We start from the raw sequence: 21,269 nt of genomic DNA on the forward strand, positions 1-21,269 counted from the left end.
GAAATTGTATGAAAAAAGTAGCGATTATCGGAGCAGGGATTGTCGGATCGACTGCTGCTTATTATCTATCGAAAAATTCTATCTTTCAGGTGACCATTTTTGATCATGGAATAGGTCAGGCAACCAAGGCAGCAGCTGGTATTATCAGCCCATGGTTTTCCAAACGGCGTAATAAAGCGTGGTATCGTATGGCACGACTGGGAGCAGATTTTTATCTGGATTTGATAGCTGATTTACAGAAGGACGGTTTTGCAACGAAGTTTTATCAGCAAACTGGCGTCTTTTTATTGAAGAAAAAAGAGAAGAGTCTGGAGACGCTCTATGAGTTAGCAAACCAACGGCGGCATGAGTCGCAACTAATTGGTAACTTGCAGTTATTTTCACGAGCGGAAGCAACGGAGTACTTTCCGGGGCTTCAAGGTTTTGACCGGCTGCTCTATGCTTCTGGAGGAGCACGCGTGGAAGGTTCTTTATTGACTCAGATTCTGCTTGCGGCTAGTGGTGCAGAAGTAATTCAAAAGAAAGTAAGTTTGGACATTCGAGATGATGCTTGCTGGGTTAATCGTTCTTGTTTTGATCAAGTTATATTGGCAACAGGAGCGTGGTTGCCTGAGCTGTTGAAACCACTAGGTTATCAAGTGGATATTCGTCCACAAAAAGGGCAATTACGAGATTATCAGACTGGTCTGATGACAAATGATTATCCAGTTGTCATGCCAGAAGGAGAGCTAGATATTATTCCTTTTCAAAATGGCAAAATTAGTATGGGAGCTACGCACGAAAATGAAATGGGCTATGACCTCAAAGTAGATCAGGCTATGCTGGATGAAATGGAGCAGGAAGCTCTCTACTATTTTCCTAGCTTGTCTCAGGCAAAAGTGGTGAGCGAACGGGTCGGAATTCGAGCCTATACCAGTGACTTTTCTCCCTTTTTTGGTCAGATGCCAGATCTTTCGCAAGTATTTGCAGCCAGTGGTTTAGGCTCTTCTGGTTTGACGACAGGTCCTCTTATCGGTTATCATTTAGCTCAGATGGTTCAGGGAAAAAGCGGTAGCTTAAATCCAGCGGATTATCCTATTGAAAGATACATTAAGACAGAGAAATAGATGACAGAAAAAATTTTAAATTGGGTTAATATTTGTGTGAAAAAAGGGGACAAAGTTCTTTTGCTTAACCGCCAGCATGATGATTTTAAAGGCTGGATTCAACCAGGTGGGAAAGTTGAGTTTCCAGAATCTTTTTTTGAAGCAGCTGTGCGAGAGTTGAAAGAGGAAACAGGATTGATAGCTTTGAATTTACAGCTTAAAGGCATTTCAGGTTTTACCAATCCGACAAAAGCAGAGCGTTATGTCTATTATGATTTTCTATGTGAGAATTTTGAAGGAGAACTACTAACAAAATCACGAGAAGGTCAGCCAAAATGGTGGTCAATTGATGAACTGGATTCAATATCTATGCAGGATGATATCAGGGATAGGCTTTCTTTGTACTGGCGCAAAGGATCCTTTGAGTGTATTCACTATTGGGATGAAGAGCATCATTGTATCAAAGAAACCAAGACGATATTGTATGACTGAGTTAGCAATGATTTTAGGTTAAATGTAAATCCAAGAAACTCTTACAGGAGTGTGCTTTCAAATTTTAGTTTTTAAGTAAAAAGTGACATCCGCTTTCAAAAATGGTAAAATAAAGAGAATACATTAAGAGAGGAAACTCATTATGAAAGGTATTATTCTTGCAGGCGGCTCTGGTACACGTTTGTATCCTTTGACTAGAGCTGCATCTAAACAACTCATGCCGGTTTATGATAAACCCATGATTTATTATCCGCTATCAACCCTCATGCTGGCTGGTATCAAGGACATCTTGATTATCTCAACACCGACAGATCTCCCTCGCTTTGAGGACTTGTTGGGTGATGGATCGGAGTTTGGTATCAGACTTTCTTATGCTGAGCAACCAAGTCCAGATGGCTTGGCTCAAGCCTTTATTATCGGTGCTGACTTTATCGGCGATGACCATGTGGCTTTGATTTTAGGTGATAATATTTATCATGGTCCAGGCCTTAGCAAAATGTTGCAAAAAGCTGCTTCTAAAGGAAAGGGAGCTACTGTTTTTGGTTATCAAGTGAAAGATCCAGAACGTTTCGGTGTGGTTGAATTTGATGAAAATATGAATGCGATCTCTATCGAAGAAAAACCAGAACAACCCCGTTCTAACTACGCAGTTACAGGACTTTATTTCTATGACAATGACGTAGTAGAAATTGCTAAAAATATCAAACCTAGCCCACGTGGAGAGCTGGAAATCACTGATGTCAATAAGGCTTACTTAGACCGCGGTGATTTGTCTGTTGAGCTGATGGGACGAGGTTTTGCTTGGTTAGACACTGGTACACACGAGAGCTTGTTAGAAGCTGCTCAATATATTGAAACCGTCCAACGTATGCAAAATGTTCAAGTAGCAAACTTAGAAGAAATTGCCTACCGTATGGGGTATATTACCAAAGAACAAGTGCATGATTTGGCACAATCGCTTAAAAAGAACGAATACGGTCATTACTTATTGCGTTTGATTGGAGAAGAATAAGACATGTCTGAACAATTTTTTGAAAAAAAATTAGCAGCCCATAAGATTGAAGCTATTCCTGGCATGCTGGAATTTGACATTCCAGTTCATGGGGACAACCGTGGCTGGTTCAAAGAAAACTTTCAAAAAGAAAAAATGGTGCCACTTGGTTTTCCAGAAAGCTTTTTTGCAGAAGGGAAATTGCAAAACAATGTCAGTTTTTCTCGTAAAAATGTTCTCCGTGGTCTTCATGCAGAACCTTGGGATAAGTATATTTCTGTCGCAGATGGCGGTAAAGTTCTTGGTTCTTGGGTTGATTTGCGTGAAGGAGAGACATTCGGAAATACCTACCAAACGGTCATTGATGCCAGCAAGGGAATTTTCGTTCCTCGCGGTGTAGCAAATGGCTTCCAAGTATTGTCAGATACGGTTTCTTATAGTTATTTGGTCAATGATTACTGGGCATTGGAATTGAAGCCTAAGTATGCCTTTGTCAACTATGCTGACCCTATTCTTGAAATTAAATGGGAAAATCTTGACCAAGCAGAAGTCTCTGAAGCAGATAAGAATCATCCAATGCTTAAGGATGTTAAGCCTTTGACCAAAGATATGTTATAATGCCCTCAGAAAAATAGGAGAAAATCTTTTCATGACTGAATATAAAAATATTGTAGTGACAGGTGGAGCAGGATTCATCGGCTCTAACTTTGTCCATTATGTCTATAATAACTTTCCAGATGTGCATATCACGGTTCTGGATAAGCTAACTTATGCTGGTAATCGAGCTAACATTGAAGAAATTCTAGGTGATCGCGTGGAGTTAGTTGTGGGAGATATTGCAGATGCAGCAATTGTTGATCAAGTAGTTAAGAATGCGGATGCAATTGTTCACTATGCAGCCGAAAGTCATAATGACAATTCTCTCAAAGATCCATCCCCATTTATCTTCACCAACTTTGTAGGCACATACACACTCTTAGAAGCAGCTCGTAAATACGACATTCGTTTCCACCATGTGTCGACTGACGAAGTTTACGGAGACCTTCCTCTTCGTGAAGATCTTCCAGGTCACGGTGAAGGACTGGGTGAAAAATTCACACCAGAAACGAAGTACAATCCAAGTTCACCTTATTCGTCAACCAAGGCAGCTTCTGACTTGATTGTCAAAGCTTGGGTACGCTCTTTCGGTGTCAAGGCAACTATTTCTAATTGTTCAAATAACTATGGACCATATCAACACATCGAAAAATTTATTCCGCGCCAAATAACCAATATCCTCTCAGGTATTCGTCCAAAACTTTATGGCGAAGGTAAGAACGTGCGTGATTGGATTCACACGAATGATCACTCATCAGGGGTTTGGACTATTTTGACAAAAGGCCGTATCGGTGAAACCTACTTAATCGGTGCAGATGGTGAGAAGAACAACAAAGAAGTGCTAGAGCTCATTCTCAAAGAAATGGGACAACCGGCTGATGCTTACGATCGTGTAACAGACCGTGCTGGACACGATTTGCGCTATGCTATTGATGCTAGTAAGTTGCGTAATGAACTTGGCTGGAAACCTGAATTTACTAACTTTGAAGCTGGTTTGAAAGAAACTATAAAATGGTATACAGACCACCAAGATTGGTGGAAAGCTGAAAAAGAAGCTGTCGAAGCTAACTATGCTAAGACTCAAAAAGTGTTGAAATAACCTAGTATTGAAGCTTTGTCTTTAAAGGAGAATCATGAAACATAAAATTTTAGTAACAGGTGGAGCGGGATTTATCGGAACTCACACCGTTATTGAGTTAGTTAATGCTGGACACGAAGTTGTTATTGTTGATAATCTAGTGAACAGCAGTAAAAAAAGTGTAGAAGTTGTAGAACGAATTGTTGGTCAAAAAGTTCCATTTTACCAAGTAGACATTCGTGACAAGAAGGCTTTACTTGAAATTTTTAAAGACGAACAACCGACAGGAGTTATTCATTTTGCAGCCTTGAAAGCAGTCGGTGAATCAACACAGATTCCGCTAACATATTACGAAAACAACATTACAGGAACATTGACATTGTTGCGTGTCATGGAAGAAGTTAAGTGCAAAAATATTATTTTTAGCTCTTCTGCAACAGTTTATGGTGATCCGCAGACTGTTCCAATCTTGGAAGATTTCCCGCTTTCAGTCACGAATCCTTACGGACGTACAAAACTAATGATTGAGGAAATGCTGACAGATATTTACAAAGCTGATTCAAACTGGAATATTGTTTTGCTTCGTTACTTCAACCCAATTGGTGCGCATGAAAGCGGTGATCTGGGCGAAAACCCAAATGGCATTCCAAATAATCTTTTGCCATACGTGACACAGGTTGCAGTTGGAAAATTAAAAGAAGTTCAAGTATTTGGTAATGACTATCCAACAGTTGACGGTACCGGTGTGCGTGATTATATTCACGTGGTGGATTTAGCAAAAGGACATGTCGCAGCTCTTTCAAAACTTGAAGGAGATGCAGGAATGAATATCTACAATCTTGGAACTGGTAAAGGATATTCTGTATTAGAAATCATTCAGAATATGGAAAAAGCAGTAGGTAAGCCAATTCCTTATAAAATTGTTGACCGTCGTCCTGGCGATATTGCCATTTGTTATGCTGACTCTACAAAAGCAAAAGAGGAATTAGGTTGGGAAGCACAATTTGATATTACGCGTATGTGCCAAGACGCTTGGCATTGGCAAAGCAAACATCCAAATGGGTTTGATGACTAAATAAAAGGATATTTCAACTAGTAAGCGAGGTCGGGATAATGGTTTCTCAACCTCGCTTTTTAATAGAAATAAGCCTGACGCATAGTAGCTGATTGCTCAACCTATTGCTTTGAGATTTGGGAAAGAGCTTGCTATTTTTTTTAGGAAGCTTGTATGAATGATAAGCTGATAGTAATTTCAAAATGAATTTACTAAGAAATTAGAAAACCAGTTAAGCATTTTTCTGGAAGAATGACTTACTTTCTGTTAAACTAAAAGTATGGAACATAATTTTAATCATAAAGCAGAATCATTTGATTCTCCCCAAAATAGATTTATTGCCAATCTCATTCGTCAAGAGTTGGAAAAGCAAGTTGTAGATTTTTCTGACAAGCATATTTTAGATTTTGGCGGTGGTACCGGATTGGTGAGCCTGCCATTGGCAACTCAATCCAAGTCAGTCATGCTTGTTGATATTTCTGACAAAATGCTTGAGCAGGCTCATCTAAAAGTAAAGAAGCAAGCCATTAATAACGTTCATTTATTGCGGCAGGATTTACTGTCAACTCCATTAAATCAATTGTTTGACATCATTTTAGTCAGTCGTGTTCTTCATCATATGTCAAATATTGAAGAAACTTTGAATGTGTTTAGAAATCATCTTGCTGATGACGGACAACTTTTTATTGCTGATTTTGTCAAAACAGATACAAATCATCATGGTTTTCATCTTGTTGATTTGGAAGGAAAACTGTCTCAAAGCGGTTTCTCATCAGTCCAATCTCAGATTATTTATAGTGCAGATAAACTCTTTTTAGGAAATTATGCGGAGCTTTTCTTGACATTAGCACAAAAAATATAGAATTGAACAAAAATCTTTTTTTGTAGACTTTGATTTTCTTTTACTTTATAAGTTCAGTGTGAAAAATATTCTCGGATTTTACAGTAGTTACTGCCCCTATCAGTTGTTTATATTATAATAAGTATCAATATATAAAGGATTTATGGGTTTATGAAGGTATTGTCACAAGATTTTTTCGACGCATATCAGACTGACACTTTTTCATTAAACTGGAAGCATTCTACTAGAATAGTACATCTTTATTTTTTGAGTTTTCAAGTTATTTAATTTCATATTGAGCAGAACAAAGTGCGCTCCCATAATTTGGGAACGCACTTTCTCTATATTTCTTATATTCTTGAGCTTAACGATATAAGCTGGTCGGATGAACACCCAAGGGTGTTTGTACAGGTCAAACTTCTTCTAAGATAAGGTCAATAACCGTTAGATTGCAAGCTTTATTGAACATTTTTCGTGGTAAAATATTTCTGCGTTTCCACTTAATTTGTAGTTACTTTATTATACCAAGCCTAATTTTAGCATTTAATCAAAATAGAGTAAATCTTTGCTTGTGCTTGTAAAGACTTCAAAGCCATTTTTTGTGACATGACCACAGTCTTCGATACGGACACCGACTTTTTCTGGAATGTAAATTCCTGGTTCGACAGAGAAGCACATACCTTCTTCGATAACCATGTCGTTACCTTCCATGATAGATGGAAATTCGTGAACACTCATACCGATACCATGCCCCAAACGATGATTGAAATATTCTCCATAACCGGCTTTTTCAATGACCGTGCGAGCAGCACGATCGACTTCATGAGCGGTTACACCTGGTTTGATAAAGTCTAGAGCAGCCCGTTGAGCTTCAAGTGTTAGATTGTAAATCTCCTTTTTAAATTGATCTGGTTTCCCAACAGCAACTGTTCGTGTCATATCGCTGGCATAACCGTTGACCATACAACCCAAGTCAAACAGAAGAAGTGCATTGTTTTCTACTTTGTTAGCACCTGGAATGCCATGCGGATTAGCAGCATTATTGCCTGTCAAAACCATCGTTTCGAAACTCATCTCATAGCCAAGTTGCTTGATACCGAAATCAATTTGAGCAATGATATCTGTTTCTGTCTTATCGAGAGAAATAGTATCAAAACCAATGCTGACAGCTTTATCCGCGTATTCTCCTGCGACAAACATTTTCTTAATTTCGTCGGCGGATTTGATGAGGCGCATACGATTGATGTAAGGCGTTAAATTGGTAAATTCAGCTTGTTCGAAAACGGTGTGTAATCCATTGTATTTGGTCAAAATCAAGTTATCAAATTCAACAGCAGTGTTTCGGAAACTGCCCGCTGGCAAGGCTGCTTTGATTTTTTTCCAAGGGTTTTCCGAGTCAACATAACCGACAACCTTAAAATTAACAATCGCACTAGCTCGTTCTACCTCAAGAGCAGGAACAAAGAGCAGCGGTTCATGATTTGTGAAAATAAAAAGAAACATTTGGCGTTCATGAGGGTCGCTATAAAATCCTGTTAAATAATTGATCGTGACAGGATCAGAAACGACAGCAACGTCTGCTTTTTCTGTTTCCAGATAAGAAATAATTTGATTTATTTTTGTCATTCTATTACCTTCTTTCTATGCTCTATTTTTGCAAAAAATAGAGCAAAAAGCAAGGGTAGAATGATAACTTTTTTAATACTTCAGAGATTTTATCAATTAAGTAAATTTTTCTTGTAAAATAATGGATAAAATTGCTAAGAAGTTACCGAAAGAACAAGATTTTTCAAAAAGTTATCAAAATGCTTGAAAGTGTTTCCAATAAGTGATAAAATGATTTTGGTAGGAATGTGAAAACGATATTTTCAATAATAGAAAGGATAATTTATGAACACAGACGATACTGTAACGATTTATGATGTCGCCCGTGAAGCGGGAGTTTCAATGGCGACCGTTAGCCGTGTCGTAAACGGCAATAAAAATGTAAAGGAAAATACAAGAAAAAAGGTCTTGGAAGTCATTGACCGCCTTGACTATCGACCAAATGCAGTTGCTCGTGGACTTGCCAGTAAGAAAACGACAACAGTAGGAGTTGTCATTCCAAACATTACAAGCAGTTATTTTGCAACGCTTGCGAAAGGAATTGATGACATCGCAGAGATGTATAAATATAATATTGTTTTGGCAAATAGTGATGAGGATGATGACAAGGAAGTTTCTGTTGTCAATACCTTGTTCTCAAAACAAGTGGACGGCATTATCTTTATGGGATATCATCTAACAGAAAAGATTCGTTCTGAGTTTTCTCGTTCAAGGACGCCGGTTGTACTTGCAGGAACGGTTGACGTGGAACATCAGTTGCCAAGTGTTAATATTGATTACAAACAAGCAACTATGGATGCAGTAGAGCACCTCACTAAAAACAATAAAAAAATTGCTTTTGTGAGTGGACCTTTGGTAGATGATATAAATGGTAAGATTCGTTTGATTGGTTACAAAGAAGCGTTGAAAAAAGCAAAACTTTCTTATAGTGAAGGGCTTGTCTTTGAGTCTAAATACAGCTATGAGGATGGCTATCAATTGGCAGAGCGTGTCATTGCTTCTAAAGCGACAGCGGCCTTTGTGACTGGCGATGAACTGGCAGCTGGATTGTTAAATGGCTTATCAGACAAAGATGTAAATATACCAGAAGATTTTGAAATCATTACTAGTGATGATTCGCAGGTAGCACGTTTTACTCGTCCGAATTTGACGACAATTGGACAACCTTTGTACGATCTTGGTGCGATTAGTATGCGCATGTTGACTAAGATTATGCACAAGGAAGAGTTGGAAGAACGTGAAGTGGTGTTAGCTCATGGTCTTATTGAGCGCCGTTCAACAAGGAAGTAAGGGAGAGACCGCAAGGTCTTTTTCTTTTGCTTTTATAATGCATTGACCTTCTTGGTTTAATTTTTTCCATCTTTTGGGTATAATAGAAGACATGAAAGTATTACTTTATTTAGAAGGCAAGGCCGTTTTGGAAAAGTCGGGTATTGGTCGAGCTTTGCAACATCAGATGAAAGCTCTAGACTTGGCTGGGATTCCCTACACGACAGACCCTTCGGGAGATTATGATGTGGTGCATATCAATACCTATGGACCTAGGAGTTTGCGACTTTTGCATAAAGCTAAAAAGCAAGGAAAAAAAGTGATTATGCATGGGCATTCGACTAAGGAGGATTTTCGCAATTCATTTATTGGGTCGAATCTTTTTGCTTCTGCTTTTGGTAAGTATCTAGCACATATGTATCAAATGGCAGATTTTATCATTACACCGTCGGAGTATTCCAAAAAGTTAATCCAGGCTTATGGCGTGACAACACCAATTGTGGCTGTTTCTAATGGGATTGATCTCAATAAATATAAAAAAGATCCTCATAAAGAGATGGTATTTAGAAAGCATTTTAATATTCAAGAAGGTGGTAAGGTTGTCGTCTGTGCAGGGCTTTATTTCAGACGCAAAGGGATTGAAGACTTTGTAGAAGTAGCACGCAGAATGCCAGACGTTCGCTTTATTTGGCTGGGAAGTATTAACAAGTGGATCATTCCACGGAAAATCAGAAATCTTGTACTGTTTAATCATCCTAAAAATGTTGAATTTCCAGGTTATTTCAAGGGGGCTGTTTTTGAAGGAGCTATGAGCGGCAGTAGTCTCTTCTTTTTCCCTAGCTATGAAGAGACGGAAGGAATCGTTGTGTTGGAAGCGTTGGCTAGTCATCAACACGTGGTTTTGCGAGATATTCCCGTATATGAGGGCTGGATTGATGAGCAATCAGCTGAATTGGGGCATAATGTAGATGAATTTGTAGACTCTATCCAAAAGATTTTGGATGGTAAAGTAGATAAGCGAGAAGCTGGCTATAAGGTGGCGCAGAGTCGTTCAATTGATGATGTGGCTTATAAACTTGTGGATGCTTATCAAGAAGTATTGGAGATGTAGCATGCGAATTGGTCTTTTTACGGATACCTATTTTCCTCAAGTTTCTGGAGTGGCAACGAGTATTCGTACTTTGAAAACAGAATTAGAAAAGCTTGGACATACTGTTTTTATTTTTACAACGACAGATAAGGATGTCAATCGCTATGAAGATTGGCAAATTATTCGAATTCCGAGTGTGCCATTTTTTGCTTTTAAAGATCGTCGGATTGCCTATCGTGGTTTTTCAACAGCCTTAGAAATTGCACGTCAATATCAATTGGATATTATTCATACTCAGACTGAATTTTCTTTAGGTCTATTAGGTGTTTGGATTGCGAAAGAGTTGCGAATTCCAGTTGTTCATACTTATCATACACAGTATGAGGATTATGTACGCTATATTGCTAAAGGCATGGTTATTCGTCCTAGCATGGTCAAATACATTGTTCGCGGATTTATGAGTGATTTGGATGGTGTGATTTGTCCGAGCGAAATTGTTTATGACTTGCTCATGAAATACAAAGTAAAAGTAGAAAAACGGGTTATTCCGACTGGAATTGAGTTGGCTAAATTTGAACGTCCAGAAATTACTTCTGAAAATATTGCAGATTTGCGAGACAAATTAGGGATTGCTAAAGATGAAACCATGCTTCTCAGTCTGTCGCGTGTTTCTTATGAAAAGAATATTCAGGCAATTTTAGCTGCTCTGCCGGCTGTTTTGGAAGAAAATCCAGATGTGAAATTGGTAGTGGCAGGAGATGGACCTTATTTGTCTGACTTAAAAGCACAAGCCAAACGGTTGAACATTATAGATGTAGTTATTTTTACAGGTATGATTGCCCCCAGTGAGACAGCCTTGTATTATAAAGCGGCGGACTTCTTTATTTCAGCTTCAACTAGTGAGACGCAGGGTTTGACTTATTTAGAAAGTCTAGCCAGTGGCACTCCGATTATTGCTCATGGTAATCCTTATCTAGACAATGTTATCAACAATAAAATGTTTGGAACGCTTTATTATGAAGAACGTGATTTGGCGGGAGCAATTTTGGAAGCTGTTATTGCAACACCGGATTTAGATGAAAAGAATTTTGCTGCAAAATTATATGAAATCTCTGCTGAAAACTTTGGACGTCGTGTCTATGAATTTTATCTAGATTTGACTATTTCAAAAGATTTCAACAATGACTTGTATCCAGAAGTTTCAGCCAGCAGGAGGTTGGCACAATCAGTTATGCATTTGCCACAAAAAGCAATTGCTCTTCCTGTAAACGGTTCAGCGCGAATATTTAAAGCCTCAAAACGACAAATCAAAAATATACAGAAATACCTAAAATAAAACTTCTAGACCAGTGAGGTAAGAAAATGCGGCGTGCTCTTCCTTTCTTAGCTATATTACTCTTTTTTTATTTATTATTTGATGTCATTGTTCAGATGATACCGATGGACGAATTGTTACGAAAGAGTTTGGTGGTGAATAATCTTCTTGTTTATTCACCACTGGCAACATTCTTTGTGGCAGCTATTTATGCAGGTTTGTACGGTTTTTCTCGTCGTTTCGTGCTTTTAGCGACGTTGATGTTCTTTGTGACTATTTTGACCTTTGGTGAATGGATTTTACTATATCATGTGGCTTATTTTATATGTTTATTAGTGGGGATGCTGCTGGGTTATGGAGTATTTCGCTGGAGAAAGTGAGATAAATGATCACTAAGCAGTTGGACATTTGCTCCTTTAGGAAGTTACTACAGTAGCAGTGAAAAGTTAAGATCATTGCAGCGTGTCTTGGAATCTTTTCATAAAAATTTAATGAATGGTCTAAGACTTTTGTCTTGACCTTTTTTGATATTCAAAAGAACACCCTATCGAAGAGAATGTGTTATATTTTTAACATATTTGTTCTAAAATTGTAAAGTAAAGAAATACTGTTTTATGGGTTGAATTGGTAAATTTTAAGGAAATTTTGGTATAATGAAAAGATAGAAAAAGGTGAATAAAATGAAAAAAATATTAGTTGTAGATGATGAGAAACCAATCTCAGATATTATAAAATTTAACATGGTAAAAGAAGGTTATGAAGTAGTGACAGCCTTCAATGGTCGTGAAGCATTAGAGATGTTTGAAGCAGAACGTCCAGATATTTTGATTTTGGACTTGATGTTGCCTGAATTGGACGGCTTAGAGGTGGCGCGAACGATTCGGAAAACGAGCAATGTTCCCATCATCGTTCTTTCTGCCAAAGACAGTGAATTTGATAAAGTCATTGGTCTTGAAATCGGAGCAGATGACTATATGACAAAGCCGTTTTCTAATCGTGAGTTACAGGCGCGTGTCAAAGCTATTTTGCGTCGCACAGATTTGACAATTGAAAATCAAGAAGCAGAAGCTGCTCCGACAGAAATTGTGATTGGAGATTTGCAGATTTTGACCGATGCTTTTGTCGTGAAAAAGCATGGTGAAGAATTGGATTTAACACACCGTGAGTTTGAATTGCTACACCATTTGGCCACGCATATCGGGCAAGTAATGACGCGTGAACATCTACTAGAAACGGTGTGGGGATATGATTATTTTGGAGATGTTCGGACTGTTGATGTGACAATTCGCCGTTTGAGAGAGAAGATTGAGGATATTCCTAGCCGACCAGAGTATATTTTAACACGGCGCGGTGTTGGATATTATATGAGAAACAATGATTGATAATATTAGACAATTTGTTGTATCAAGGGATTTTGTTTTTGTCTTACTTATTTTAGGATTTATTTTGGTCATTACGCTGCTCTCCTTGGAAAACAGACGTGATAATATTCGTATTCGCCGATTGAATCAAAAAGTGAAGGATTTAATCGCGGGAGATTATTCAGAAGTTTTAGATATGCAAGGTGGTCCGGAAATTACTGATATTACAAATAGTATCAATGACTTATCTGAGGTAATTCGCCTAACGCATGAAAATTTAGAGCAAGAAACCAAACGCTTGTCTAGTATTTTGTCCTATATGACAGATGGTGTTCTTGCGACCAATCGTCGTGGGCAGATTATTATGATTAATGATATGGCGACCAAGCAATTGGGAGTCAAAGAGTCTGAAGCACGAAAGATGAATATCTTAAAATTGTTGGATGTTGAAGACGAATATGATTTACGAGACTTGATTACGAAAGTTCCAGTGTTGACCATTGATTCGCAGGATGAAAATGGAGAGTTTTTAAGTTTACGTGTCCGATTTGCCTTGATTCGTCGAGAATCAGGCTTTATTTCAGGGCTGGTTGCTGTGCTGCACGATACAACGGAGCAGGAGAAAGAGGAGCGTGAGCGGAGACTATTTGTTTCCAATGTTAGTCATGAATTGCGTACTCCCTTGACTAGTGTCAAGTCTTATCTGGAAGCATTAGATGAAGGTGCCTTGTCAGAACCAGTCGCACCAGATTTTATTAAGGTTTCGTTAGATGAAACCAATCGGATGATGCGAATGGTTTCAGACTTGCTGAGTTTGTCACGTATTGACAATGCTACCAGTCATTTGGATATTGAGCTGACGAATTTTACAGCTTTTATCACGTTTATTTTAAATCGTTTTGACAAAATCAGAAGTCAGAATGATGATAAAAAATATGAAATCATTCGTGATTACCCCATTAACTCCATCTGGGTTGAAATTGATACGGATAAGATGACACAGGTTATTGATAATATCATCAATAATGCTATTAAATATTCTCCTGACGGCGGTAAGATCACAGTGAGTATGAAAACAACCGAGACCCAAATGATTTTGTCTATATCAGATGAGGGCTTAGGAATTCCCAAAAAAGATTTACCGAAAATTTTTGACCGCTTCTATCGTGTAGACAAAGCAAGAAGTCGTGCACAAGGTGGATCCGGATTAGGTTTAGCTATTGCTAAGGAAATTATTAAGCAACATCACGGATTTATCTGGGCAAAGAGCGAGTATGGCAAAGGCTCAACCTTTACTATTGTCCTGCCTTATGATAAGGAAGCTGTCAAAGATGATGATTGGGAAGAAGATGAATTAGAAGGGTAGCATGAACGAGAAGGGATTTAAGTACAGTATTTTAGCGTCAGGTTCTACTGGCAATTGTTTCTATTTAGAAACCCCAAAGAAGAAGTTGCTGATTGACGCCGGCTTATCTGGAAAGAAAATTACCAGTTTGCTGAGTGAAATTGATCGTAAGCCAGAGGATTTGGATGCTATTTTGGTGACGCATGAACATAAAGACCATATTCATGGTGTGGGTGTTTTAGCACGGAAATATCATTTAGATATTTATGCTAATCAAGATACTTGGAATGCTATGGAAACAGCACTTGGAAAGATTGATGTCAGTCAGAAGCATATTTTTGAAATGGGAAAAACGAAAACATTTGGTGATATTGATATTGAAAGTTTTGGAGTCAGTCATGATGCGGTTGCACCACAATTCTATCGATTGATGAAAGATGACAAAAGTTTTGTTTTGCTGACGGATACTGGTTATGTCAGCGATCGGATGGCAGGAATCATTGAAAATGCAGATGGCTATTTGATTGAATCCAATCATGATATTGAAACCCTGCGCAGTGGTACTTATCCTTGGAGTTTAAAGCAGCGAATTTTGTCTGATCAAGGGCATTTGTCGAATGATGATGGTGCTGAAACTATGATTCGCACTCTAGGGATACGGACAAAGAAAATCTATCTAGGACATCTCAGCAAGGAAAATAATACTAAAGAATTGGCTCATATTACAATGGTCAATCAATTGGCACAGGCTGATTTGGCAGTTGAGCATGATTTTCACATTTATGATACCTCACCAGATACGGCAACTCCATTGACTGATATTTAGGAGAGTCAATGTGAATTTTTATTTAATCATTTCATTGCTTTCACTGCTTTGGGGGCTGCTCTTGTTGAAGCTCTCCTTTTACTGCTGTCTGTTGTTTGTTTTTCACGCAGTTCTAAGCGGTTTGAACAATGGTTGTACCACACTAAGTTGTATCAAATCTATGTAGCAGACTTTCGTGAAACAGGAGTTATTGCTTATGCGCAGAAAAAAGAATTCTCATTTTTATTTATATTCTAATGGGAATTTCAATCTTCTTTGCACTAATTATTTGAGTCAAACTTGCTTTGGTGGGACTCACTCTTTTTATAACTTACTATTTATTCAAAGTTATTCCAGATAAGGAATGAAAATTCATTTCATCTCTAGTGAACTTTTGCTATCAAATTCTTGGTATCGTTGGAGTATCAAGGATTTTTTTGATATAATAATAGAGAATTTGTTTTCGTTTTAAAAGAAAAAAGTTCTTCTTGAAAGGAGAAAAAATGAGAGATTTACATAAAGTTTTGAGTAAGCAATTTGGAATTGTCTTCCAAAATGAGAGGTTGTTGGAAACAGCTTTTACTCATACTAGCTATGCTAACGAGCACCGCCTCTTAAACATTTCACATAATGAGCGCTTGGAATTTTTAGGAGACGCTGTTCTGCAATTATTGATTTCAGAATATCTGTATAAAAAATATCCGAAGAAACCAGAAGGAGACTTATCAAAACTCCGCTCGACGATTGTGCGTGAAGAAAGTTTAGCTGGCTTTAGTCGAGATTGTCAGTTTGATCAATTTATCAAATTGGGTCGTGGCGAAGAAAAATCAGGTGGTCGCAATCGTGATACCATTCTCGGCGATTTATTTGAGGCCTTTTTAGGTGCCCTTCTGTTAGATAAGGATGTGGAAGCCGTTAAGAAATTCCTTTATCAAATCATGATTCCAAAGGTGGAAGCAGGAGACTTTGAGCAGGTGATTGATTACAAGACCAAGCTACAAGAACTGCTCCAAGTCAATGGTGATGTTGATATTGTCTATCAAGTTATCTCTGAGTCTGGTCCAGCTCATGCTAAAGAATTTGATGTATCTGTGTCAGTAGATGGCAGAGTGGTTGGGCAAGGGCAAGGTCGCTCTAAGAAATTAGCAGAGCAGGAAGCTGCAAAAAATGCGTTTGAAAAGGAAAATTATTCATGTATTTAAAAGAAATTGAAATTCAAGGTTTCAAATCTTTTGCAGATAAGACTAAAGTCGTTTTTGACCCAGGAGTGACTGCTGTCGTTGGGCCAAATGGATCAGGAAAGTCTAATATCACAGAAAGCCTGCGTTGGGCGCTGGGAGAATCTAGTGTTAAAAGCCTTCGTGGTGGCAAAATGCCAGATGTTATTTTTGCGGGTACGGAGAGCAGAAAGCCGTTAAATTATGCTTCAGTTGTGGTCGTATTGGATAATAAAGATCGTTTCATCCAGCAGGCTGCAGATGAGATTCGTGTAGAACGCCATATTTATCGCAGTGGAGACAGTGAATATAAAATTGATGGCAAAAAAGTGCGCTTGCGAGATATTCATGACTTGTTTATGGATACTGGACTTGGACGAGATAGTTTTTCTATTATCTCTCAAGGAAAGGTAGAAGAGATTTTCAACAGTAAGCCAGAAGAGCGCCGTGCTATTTTTGAAGAAGCAGCTGGAGTGTTGAAATATAAGACCCGCCGTAAGGAAACTGAAAGCAAGCTAACTCAAACACAGGATAATTTGAATCGTTTGGAAGACATTATTTTTGAGCTAGATAGTCAAGTAAAGCCGCTTGAAAAGCAAGCTACGGTAGCTAAGCAATTTTTGAAATTAGACGAAGAACGGCGGACTCTTTATTTGGATGTATTGATTGCCCAGATTGTCGAAAATAAAATGCGGCTGAATACAACGGAGGGACAGCTAGCAAGCATTCAGCAGGATTTATCTGCTTATTACAATAAGCGAGATCAGCTGGAGCAAGAAAATGCTCTTCTAAAAGAAAAACGACATGCTTTGCAAAAACAAATGGCAGATGATCAAGCAAGTCTATTGGAATTAACACGTTTAATCAGTGATTTAGAACGTCAAATTGAAGTTTCAAAATTGGAGTCTAGTCAAGCTGCCAGCAGTCGGAAAGAAAATGAAGAACGTTTACAGGGACTAGAAGAAAAACGAGCTGTGGCTCAAAAAGAATGGCAGGAAAAAAATGAGCAACTGATCGATTTTTCGAAAGAATTAGAGCAAAATCAACAGGCTATTCATAAATTAGAATCTGAAATTGAGACATTTTCGGATGATCCTGACCAGATGATTGAAAAATTACGTGGTAAATTTGTCCAATTGATGCAAGAAGAAGCAGACTTGTCAAATGACTTAACTGCTTTGGAAAGCCGTTTAGCCAATGAATTGCAATTATCTGAAAGCAAGCAAGCAGAGTTTGCCAAGTTACAAGAAAATTTAAAAAACACACAAGCAAACGAACAGAACCAGCTAGAAGATTTGGAAACAGCTCGACAGTCGGTTCAACAGTTGTTGGTAGATTACCAGGAACAGCTTAAGCGAGTTCAAAGTGTGAAAGAAGATTATCAGCAAAATCAAGCAGCAATGTTTGATATGATGGATGATGTAAAGAATAAAAAGGCACGCATTGGTAGTTTAGAAGCTATTTTAAAAAATCACAGTCATTTCTATGCTGGGGTAAAAAGTGTGCTGCAAGAAGCAGATCGATTAGGTGGAATTATTGGGGCTGTCAGCGAGAAATTGAGCTTTGACCCACATTATCAAACGGCACTTGAAATTGCGCTTGGAGCAAGTAGCCAGCATATCATCGTTGAAGATGAGCCGGCAGCGACACAGGCAATAGAATTCTTGAAGCGCAATCGAACAGGACGGGCGACTTTTTTGCCATTAACAACGATTAAAGCACGCCATTTGCCAGATCATTATCGAGCGATCATTGAAAAGAGCACTGGTTTTCTTGGTCTAGCTTCATCTTTGGTGCGTTATGATATGAGTTTAGAGCATATTTTCCAAAACTTGCTGGGAACGACAGCGATTTTTGATACGGTAGAAAATGCCAGAGCAGCTGCTCGCAAAGTTCGTTATCAAGTACGAATTGTCACGCTGGATGGAACAGAGTTGCGGACAGGTGGTTCTTATGCGGGTGGTGCTCATCGGAATAACAATACGATTTTCATCAAGCCAGAATTGGAAGCTTTGCAAAAGGAACTTTCTGAGAAGAATGTGATCTTAGCAGAACAAGAGAAGAGAGTGGAAGATTTGCACACGCTGTCAATTCAATCCACGAATCTTTTGGAAGAAATAAAAACAGATGGCGAGGAAGCACGGTTAGCCGAACAAAAGGCTCAATTTGCCTATGAGCAAACACACAAACAAGTTGAAGACTTATCTGAGCTTCTGACTTTGCAAGAACGCGAGCTATCTCGCGAGGTGCTTCCTGACATGGCAGAACAAAAAGAAACACTAATCAGGCGTCTTGCAGAGATTGAGCAGGAAAAAACAGAAACAGAAACAGAAATTGAACAGATTAAGTCAGATAAAGACGCTGTTCAAGCGCGTCTAGATAAATTAACAGCATGCTTATCTGAGCTTCGTTTGGCTCGTACGGAAGTGACAGGTCATCAGCGTTATGTTCAGGCAGATCTCACCCGTTTATCTAATGAACAAGCTGAATTGGATAAAGAGATTTCAACTTTACAATTCTTGATGGAGCAAAAGGAAGAGACAGTTGCAAAAGTAGATATTGCTATCTTAGAAGAGCAGTTAGCAAAGGCAATGCAAGAAAAGACAGCTTTGAGTCAAGCAAGCATTCGTCATCAGTTTGAGTTGGACGATTTGGAAGGTCAAACCGAAGACAATACGAGTCATTTGGAACAAGTGCGCCACCAAAATGAAGATTTAATTCGCAAACAAGCCAAAACAGAAGCTGAAAAAGATAAGGTTGCAGACGTCCTTCGTCGTCTTCTGACGAATTTGACAGATGATTATCAAATGTCTTTTGATGAAGCTAGCAAACAGGCTCACCCACTAGAAAATCTAGCTGTTTCTGAAACCAAGGTCAAGGACTTAGAAAAAGCTATTCGGGCACTGGGCCCAGTCAATCTTGATGCGGTAGAGCAATTTGAAGAAGTCAGTCAACGCCTCCATTTCCTCAATACTCAGAGAGATGACGTACTCTCTGCGAAAAATCTGCTTTTGGATACCATCGAAGAAATGAATGATGAAGTAAAAGAACGCTTCAAAACAACTTTTGAAGCAATTCGTGAGAGTTTCAAGGTGACTTTCAGACAGATGTTTGGCGGTGGTTCAGCTGATTTGATTTTGACCGAAGGCGATCTTCTGACCGCTGGGGTAGAAATCTCAGTACAACCACCTGGTAAGAAAATTCAGTCGCTCAATCTGATGAGCGGAGGAGAAAAAGCTCTGTCAGCTTTGGCATTACTCTTCTCCATTATCCGTGTCAAAACGATTCCATTTGTCATTTTGGATGAGGTGGAAGCTGCACTTGACGAAGCCAATGTTAAACGTTTCGGAGACTATCTCAATCGTTTTGATAAAGACAGCCAGTTTATTGTGGTGACCCATCGTAAGGGAACAATGTCTGCAGCGGATTCTATCTATGGAGTGACCATGCAAGAATCTGGTGTGTCAAAGATTGTTTCCGTTAAATTAAAAGATTTAGAAAGTATGTAAAATGAATATAAAATTAGTTGCAACAGATATGGACGGCACCTTTTTAGATGACAAAGGTCAGTTTGACATGGTTCGACTTAAGAACTTATTGCTTCGTTTTAAAGAAAAAAGTATCTATTTTGCAGTAGCCAGTGGACGCGGTTTGCTGTCATTAGAAAAGCTATTTGAGGACGTGCAAGATGAGATTATCTTCATTGCTGAGAATGGTAGTTTGGTAGAATTTCGTGGAAAAGATCTTTATGAAGCAACAATGTCTAAGGATTTTTATCTATCAGCTTTTGAGAAATTAAAAACATCTCCATATATCAATATCAATGAATTGCTTCTGACAGGGAAAAAAGGTTGTTATGTCTTGGAGACAGTTGATCCAGCTTATTTAGCTTTCAGCACTCATTATAATGAAAATATCCAAAAAGTTGCTCGCTTGGAGGATATTACAGATGAAATTTTCAAATTTACCACCAACTTTTCTGAAGAAACAGTTGCTGCTGGTGAAGCTTGGGTTAATCAACACGTTCCTGGTGTCAAAGCCATGACAACAGGCTATAAGTCAATTGATATTGTTCTAGACTATGTGGATAAAGGAGTTGCTATTGTTGAATTAGCGAAAAAGCTAAATCTTGAGATGGATCAGGTCATGACATTTGGAGATAATCTGAATGACCTACACATGATGCAAGTTTCTGGTTATCCCATTGCCCCTGAAAATGCTCGTCCAGAGATTTTGGAAGTAGCCAAAGAGGTCATCGGACACCATGCAGCGCATTCAGTCATGACTTATATGGAGGGCTTATAATGGTAGATATAAAATTGATTGCTCTAGACTTAGATGGAACATTGCTAAATTCTGACAAAAAAATTTCTGCTCGAAATTTAGCAACTCTTAAACTGGCACAAGAACAAGGAATCAAGGTTGTTTTAACGACTGGTCGACCTCTTAAAGCAATGGAACTTTTCTTAAACGAATTGGGTGTTGCTAATCAAGAGGATGAATACACCATTACTTTTAATGGTGGTTTGGTGCAACGCAACACAGGTGAAATTCTTGATAAAACAGTTTTTGCTTATGATGATGTGACCCGTATTTTTGAGGAAACAGAAAAGTTGGGCTTGCCGTTAGATGCGATTTGTGAAGGGACTGTTTACCAAATCCAGTCAGATCATGAGTCGCTTTATCAAACTTGTAACCCTGCTTTAACATTTGAGTCTGTTTCATTTGTAGATTTATCTAGCCAACAAACTTATAATAAATGTGTGACAGCTTATGCACCAGATTTACTTGATCGTGGTATTGCTCAATTTTCGTCTGACTTATTTGACAAATATGAAATTTTTAAGTCACGCGATATGCTGTTAGAATGGTCTCCAAAGAATGTTCATAAGGCAAATGGCTTAGAAAAATTGATTAGTCATTTAGGAATTGAACAAAGTGAAGTCATGACTTGCGGAGATGAAGCTAACGATTTATCTATGATAAAATGGGCAGGGCTTGGTGTAGCTATGCAAAATGCAGTAGCAGCAGTCAAAGAAGTTGCCAATGTGGTGACGCCGATGACGAATGATGAAGATGCTGTTGCTTGGGCTATAGAAAAATATGTACTGAAATAAAGGAGGA

Annotated in this window: 19 protein-coding genes and 1 pseudogene; 19 read left to right on the top strand and 1 reads right to left on the bottom strand. The window is 38.5% G+C overall.

Annotated features, from left to right (window positions below; all coding sequences use genetic code 11):
• Nucleotides 1-8 precede the first annotated feature (8 nt).
• The 7 genes from HMPREF1514_RS01470 to HMPREF1514_RS01500 all read left to right on the top strand — a co-directional run bounded on the left by HMPREF1514_RS01470 (nt 9) and on the right by HMPREF1514_RS01500 (nt 6,159).
• A complete protein-coding gene (locus HMPREF1514_RS01470) occupies nt 9-1,106 on the top strand; it encodes an NAD(P)/FAD-dependent oxidoreductase (RefSeq protein WP_037596809.1) in 1,098 nt (365 codons plus the stop codon).
• Nucleotides 1,107-1,577 carry an 8-oxo-dGTP diphosphatase gene (locus HMPREF1514_RS01475; RefSeq protein ID WP_037596811.1) on the top strand — a complete coding sequence of 157 codons (471 nt, stop codon included), beginning with the start codon at nt 1,107-1,109 and terminating at the stop codon, nt 1,575-1,577.
• 142 nt (nt 1,578-1,719) lie between these two features.
• Nucleotides 1,720-2,589, top strand: a complete 870-nt coding sequence (gene rfbA, locus HMPREF1514_RS01480) for a glucose-1-phosphate thymidylyltransferase RfbA (protein WP_006268635.1) — start codon at nt 1,720-1,722, stop codon at nt 2,587-2,589.
• 3 nt (nt 2,590-2,592) lie between these two features.
• Complete coding sequence (locus tag HMPREF1514_RS01485) at nt 2,593-3,186, top strand: dTDP-4-dehydrorhamnose 3,5-epimerase family protein (protein ID WP_037596813.1); 594 nt, start codon at nt 2,593-2,595, stop codon at nt 3,184-3,186.
• Nucleotides 3,187-3,217: 31 nt separating this feature from the next.
• Nucleotides 3,218-4,264 (top strand): dTDP-glucose 4,6-dehydratase, encoded by a 1,047-nt coding sequence (rfbB, locus tag HMPREF1514_RS01490; RefSeq protein ID WP_037596815.1) that lies wholly within the window; start codon nt 3,218-3,220, stop codon nt 4,262-4,264.
• A 34-nt stretch (nt 4,265-4,298) separates the two neighbouring features.
• The gene (galE, locus tag HMPREF1514_RS01495; protein WP_006270663.1) at nt 4,299-5,318 is read left to right on the top strand and encodes a UDP-glucose 4-epimerase GalE; all 1,020 of its coding nucleotides are present in this window, start codon (nt 4,299-4,301) and stop codon (nt 5,316-5,318) included.
• A 259-nt stretch (nt 5,319-5,577) separates the two neighbouring features.
• The gene (locus HMPREF1514_RS01500; protein ID WP_037596817.1) at nt 5,578-6,159 is read left to right on the top strand and encodes a class I SAM-dependent methyltransferase; all 582 of its coding nucleotides are present in this window, start codon (nt 5,578-5,580) and stop codon (nt 6,157-6,159) included.
• 522 nt (nt 6,160-6,681) lie between these two features.
• On the opposite strand, the gene HMPREF1514_RS01505 is transcribed toward HMPREF1514_RS01500, so the two are convergent.
• Nucleotides 6,682-7,764, bottom strand: coding sequence for a M24 family metallopeptidase (locus HMPREF1514_RS01505; RefSeq protein ID WP_003068682.1), 1,083 nt, complete (start codon nt 7,762-7,764; stop codon nt 6,682-6,684).
• Between the two features lie 264 nt (nt 7,765-8,028).
• Here HMPREF1514_RS01505 and ccpA point away from each other — a divergent pair, with 264 nt between their 5' ends.
• The 12 genes and pseudogenes from ccpA to HMPREF1514_RS01560 all read left to right on the top strand — a co-directional run bounded on the left by ccpA (nt 8,029) and on the right by HMPREF1514_RS01560 (nt 21,262).
• A complete protein-coding gene (gene ccpA / locus HMPREF1514_RS01510; protein WP_037596820.1) occupies nt 8,029-9,033 on the top strand; it encodes a catabolite control protein A in 1,005 nt (334 codons plus the stop codon).
• A gap of 91 nt (nt 9,034-9,124) precedes the next feature.
• Nucleotides 9,125-10,123 (top strand): glycosyltransferase family 4 protein, encoded by a 999-nt coding sequence (locus HMPREF1514_RS01515; protein WP_003068685.1) that lies wholly within the window; start codon nt 9,125-9,127, stop codon nt 10,121-10,123.
• A 1-nt stretch (nt 10,124) separates the two neighbouring features.
• Nucleotides 10,125-11,438 carry a glycosyltransferase family 4 protein gene (locus tag HMPREF1514_RS01520; protein ID WP_006268747.1) on the top strand — a complete coding sequence of 438 codons (1,314 nt, stop codon included), beginning with the start codon at nt 10,125-10,127 and terminating at the stop codon, nt 11,436-11,438.
• A 26-nt stretch (nt 11,439-11,464) separates the two neighbouring features.
• The gene (locus HMPREF1514_RS01525; protein WP_037596822.1) at nt 11,465-11,797 is read left to right on the top strand and encodes a hypothetical protein; all 333 of its coding nucleotides are present in this window, start codon (nt 11,465-11,467) and stop codon (nt 11,795-11,797) included.
• Between the two features lie 300 nt (nt 11,798-12,097).
• Complete coding sequence (gene yycF, locus HMPREF1514_RS01530) at nt 12,098-12,799, top strand: response regulator YycF (RefSeq protein ID WP_003035055.1); 702 nt, start codon at nt 12,098-12,100, stop codon at nt 12,797-12,799.
• Nucleotides 12,792-14,144 carry a cell wall metabolism sensor histidine kinase VicK gene (gene vicK / locus HMPREF1514_RS01535; protein ID WP_037596825.1) on the top strand — a complete coding sequence of 451 codons (1,353 nt, stop codon included), beginning with the start codon at nt 12,792-12,794 and terminating at the stop codon, nt 14,142-14,144. The genes yycF and vicK overlap by 8 nt, the downstream gene beginning before the upstream one ends.
• A gap of 1 nt (nt 14,145) precedes the next feature.
• On the top strand, nt 14,146-14,949 hold the full coding sequence (locus HMPREF1514_RS01540) for an MBL fold metallo-hydrolase (protein WP_003068695.1): 804 nt from the start codon (nt 14,146-14,148) through the stop codon (nt 14,947-14,949).
• A gap of 33 nt (nt 14,950-14,982) precedes the next feature.
• Nucleotides 14,983-15,296: pseudogene (locus HMPREF1514_RS09090) on the top strand (YbaN family protein).
• A gap of 135 nt (nt 15,297-15,431) precedes the next feature.
• A complete protein-coding gene (gene rnc, locus HMPREF1514_RS01545) occupies nt 15,432-16,130 on the top strand; it encodes a ribonuclease III (protein WP_003068697.1) in 699 nt (232 codons plus the stop codon).
• Complete coding sequence (smc, locus tag HMPREF1514_RS01550; protein WP_037596827.1) at nt 16,121-19,654, top strand: chromosome segregation protein SMC; 3,534 nt, start codon at nt 16,121-16,123, stop codon at nt 19,652-19,654. Before rnc ends, smc begins: the two co-directional genes overlap by 10 nt.
• Nucleotide 19,655: 1 nt before the next feature.
• A complete protein-coding gene (locus HMPREF1514_RS01555; protein ID WP_003025135.1) occupies nt 19,656-20,450 on the top strand; it encodes a Cof-type HAD-IIB family hydrolase in 795 nt (264 codons plus the stop codon).
• The gene (locus HMPREF1514_RS01560; protein WP_037596829.1) at nt 20,450-21,262 is read left to right on the top strand and encodes a Cof-type HAD-IIB family hydrolase; all 813 of its coding nucleotides are present in this window, start codon (nt 20,450-20,452) and stop codon (nt 21,260-21,262) included. Before HMPREF1514_RS01555 ends, HMPREF1514_RS01560 begins: the two co-directional genes overlap by 1 nt.
• The last annotated feature ends 7 nt before the right edge of the window (nt 21,263-21,269 follow it).

Source organism: Streptococcus sp. AS20, assembly GCF_000524255.1.
In the GTDB taxonomy this organism is placed as follows: domain Bacteria; phylum Bacillota; class Bacilli; order Lactobacillales; family Streptococcaceae; genus Streptococcus; species Streptococcus constellatus.

Excerpts from the sequence above, each read along its gene's own strand:
- HMPREF1514_RS01470 (WP_037596809.1), top strand. The coding sequence starts at position 9 with ATGAAAAAAGTAGCGATTATCGGAGCAGGGATTGTCGGATCGACTGCT.
- HMPREF1514_RS01475 (WP_037596811.1), top strand. The coding sequence starts at position 1,107 with ATGACAGAAAAAATTTTAAATTGGGTTAATATTTGTGTGAAAAAAGGG.
- rfbA (WP_006268635.1), top strand. The coding sequence starts at position 1,720 with ATGAAAGGTATTATTCTTGCAGGCGGCTCTGGTACACGTTTGTATCCT.
- HMPREF1514_RS01485 (WP_037596813.1), top strand. The coding sequence starts at position 2,593 with ATGTCTGAACAATTTTTTGAAAAAAAATTAGCAGCCCATAAGATTGAA.
- rfbB (WP_037596815.1), top strand. The coding sequence starts at position 3,218 with ATGACTGAATATAAAAATATTGTAGTGACAGGTGGAGCAGGATTCATC.
- galE (WP_006270663.1), top strand. The coding sequence starts at position 4,299 with ATGAAACATAAAATTTTAGTAACAGGTGGAGCGGGATTTATCGGAACT.
- HMPREF1514_RS01500 (WP_037596817.1), top strand. The coding sequence starts at position 5,578 with ATGGAACATAATTTTAATCATAAAGCAGAATCATTTGATTCTCCCCAA.
- HMPREF1514_RS01505 (WP_003068682.1), bottom strand. The coding sequence starts at position 7,764 with ATGACAAAAATAAATCAAATTATTTCTTATCTGGAAACAGAAAAAGCA.
- ccpA (WP_037596820.1), top strand. The coding sequence starts at position 8,029 with ATGAACACAGACGATACTGTAACGATTTATGATGTCGCCCGTGAAGCG.
- HMPREF1514_RS01515 (WP_003068685.1), top strand. The coding sequence starts at position 9,125 with ATGAAAGTATTACTTTATTTAGAAGGCAAGGCCGTTTTGGAAAAGTCG.
- HMPREF1514_RS01520 (WP_006268747.1), top strand. The coding sequence starts at position 10,125 with ATGCGAATTGGTCTTTTTACGGATACCTATTTTCCTCAAGTTTCTGGA.
- HMPREF1514_RS01525 (WP_037596822.1), top strand. The coding sequence starts at position 11,465 with ATGCGGCGTGCTCTTCCTTTCTTAGCTATATTACTCTTTTTTTATTTA.
- yycF (WP_003035055.1), top strand. The coding sequence starts at position 12,098 with ATGAAAAAAATATTAGTTGTAGATGATGAGAAACCAATCTCAGATATT.
- vicK (WP_037596825.1), top strand. The coding sequence starts at position 12,792 with ATGATTGATAATATTAGACAATTTGTTGTATCAAGGGATTTTGTTTTT.
- HMPREF1514_RS01540 (WP_003068695.1), top strand. The coding sequence starts at position 14,146 with ATGAACGAGAAGGGATTTAAGTACAGTATTTTAGCGTCAGGTTCTACT.
- rnc (WP_003068697.1), top strand. The coding sequence starts at position 15,432 with ATGAGAGATTTACATAAAGTTTTGAGTAAGCAATTTGGAATTGTCTTC.
- smc (WP_037596827.1), top strand. The coding sequence starts at position 16,121 with ATGTATTTAAAAGAAATTGAAATTCAAGGTTTCAAATCTTTTGCAGAT.
- HMPREF1514_RS01555 (WP_003025135.1), top strand. The coding sequence starts at position 19,656 with ATGAATATAAAATTAGTTGCAACAGATATGGACGGCACCTTTTTAGAT.
- HMPREF1514_RS01560 (WP_037596829.1), top strand. The coding sequence starts at position 20,450 with ATGGTAGATATAAAATTGATTGCTCTAGACTTAGATGGAACATTGCTA.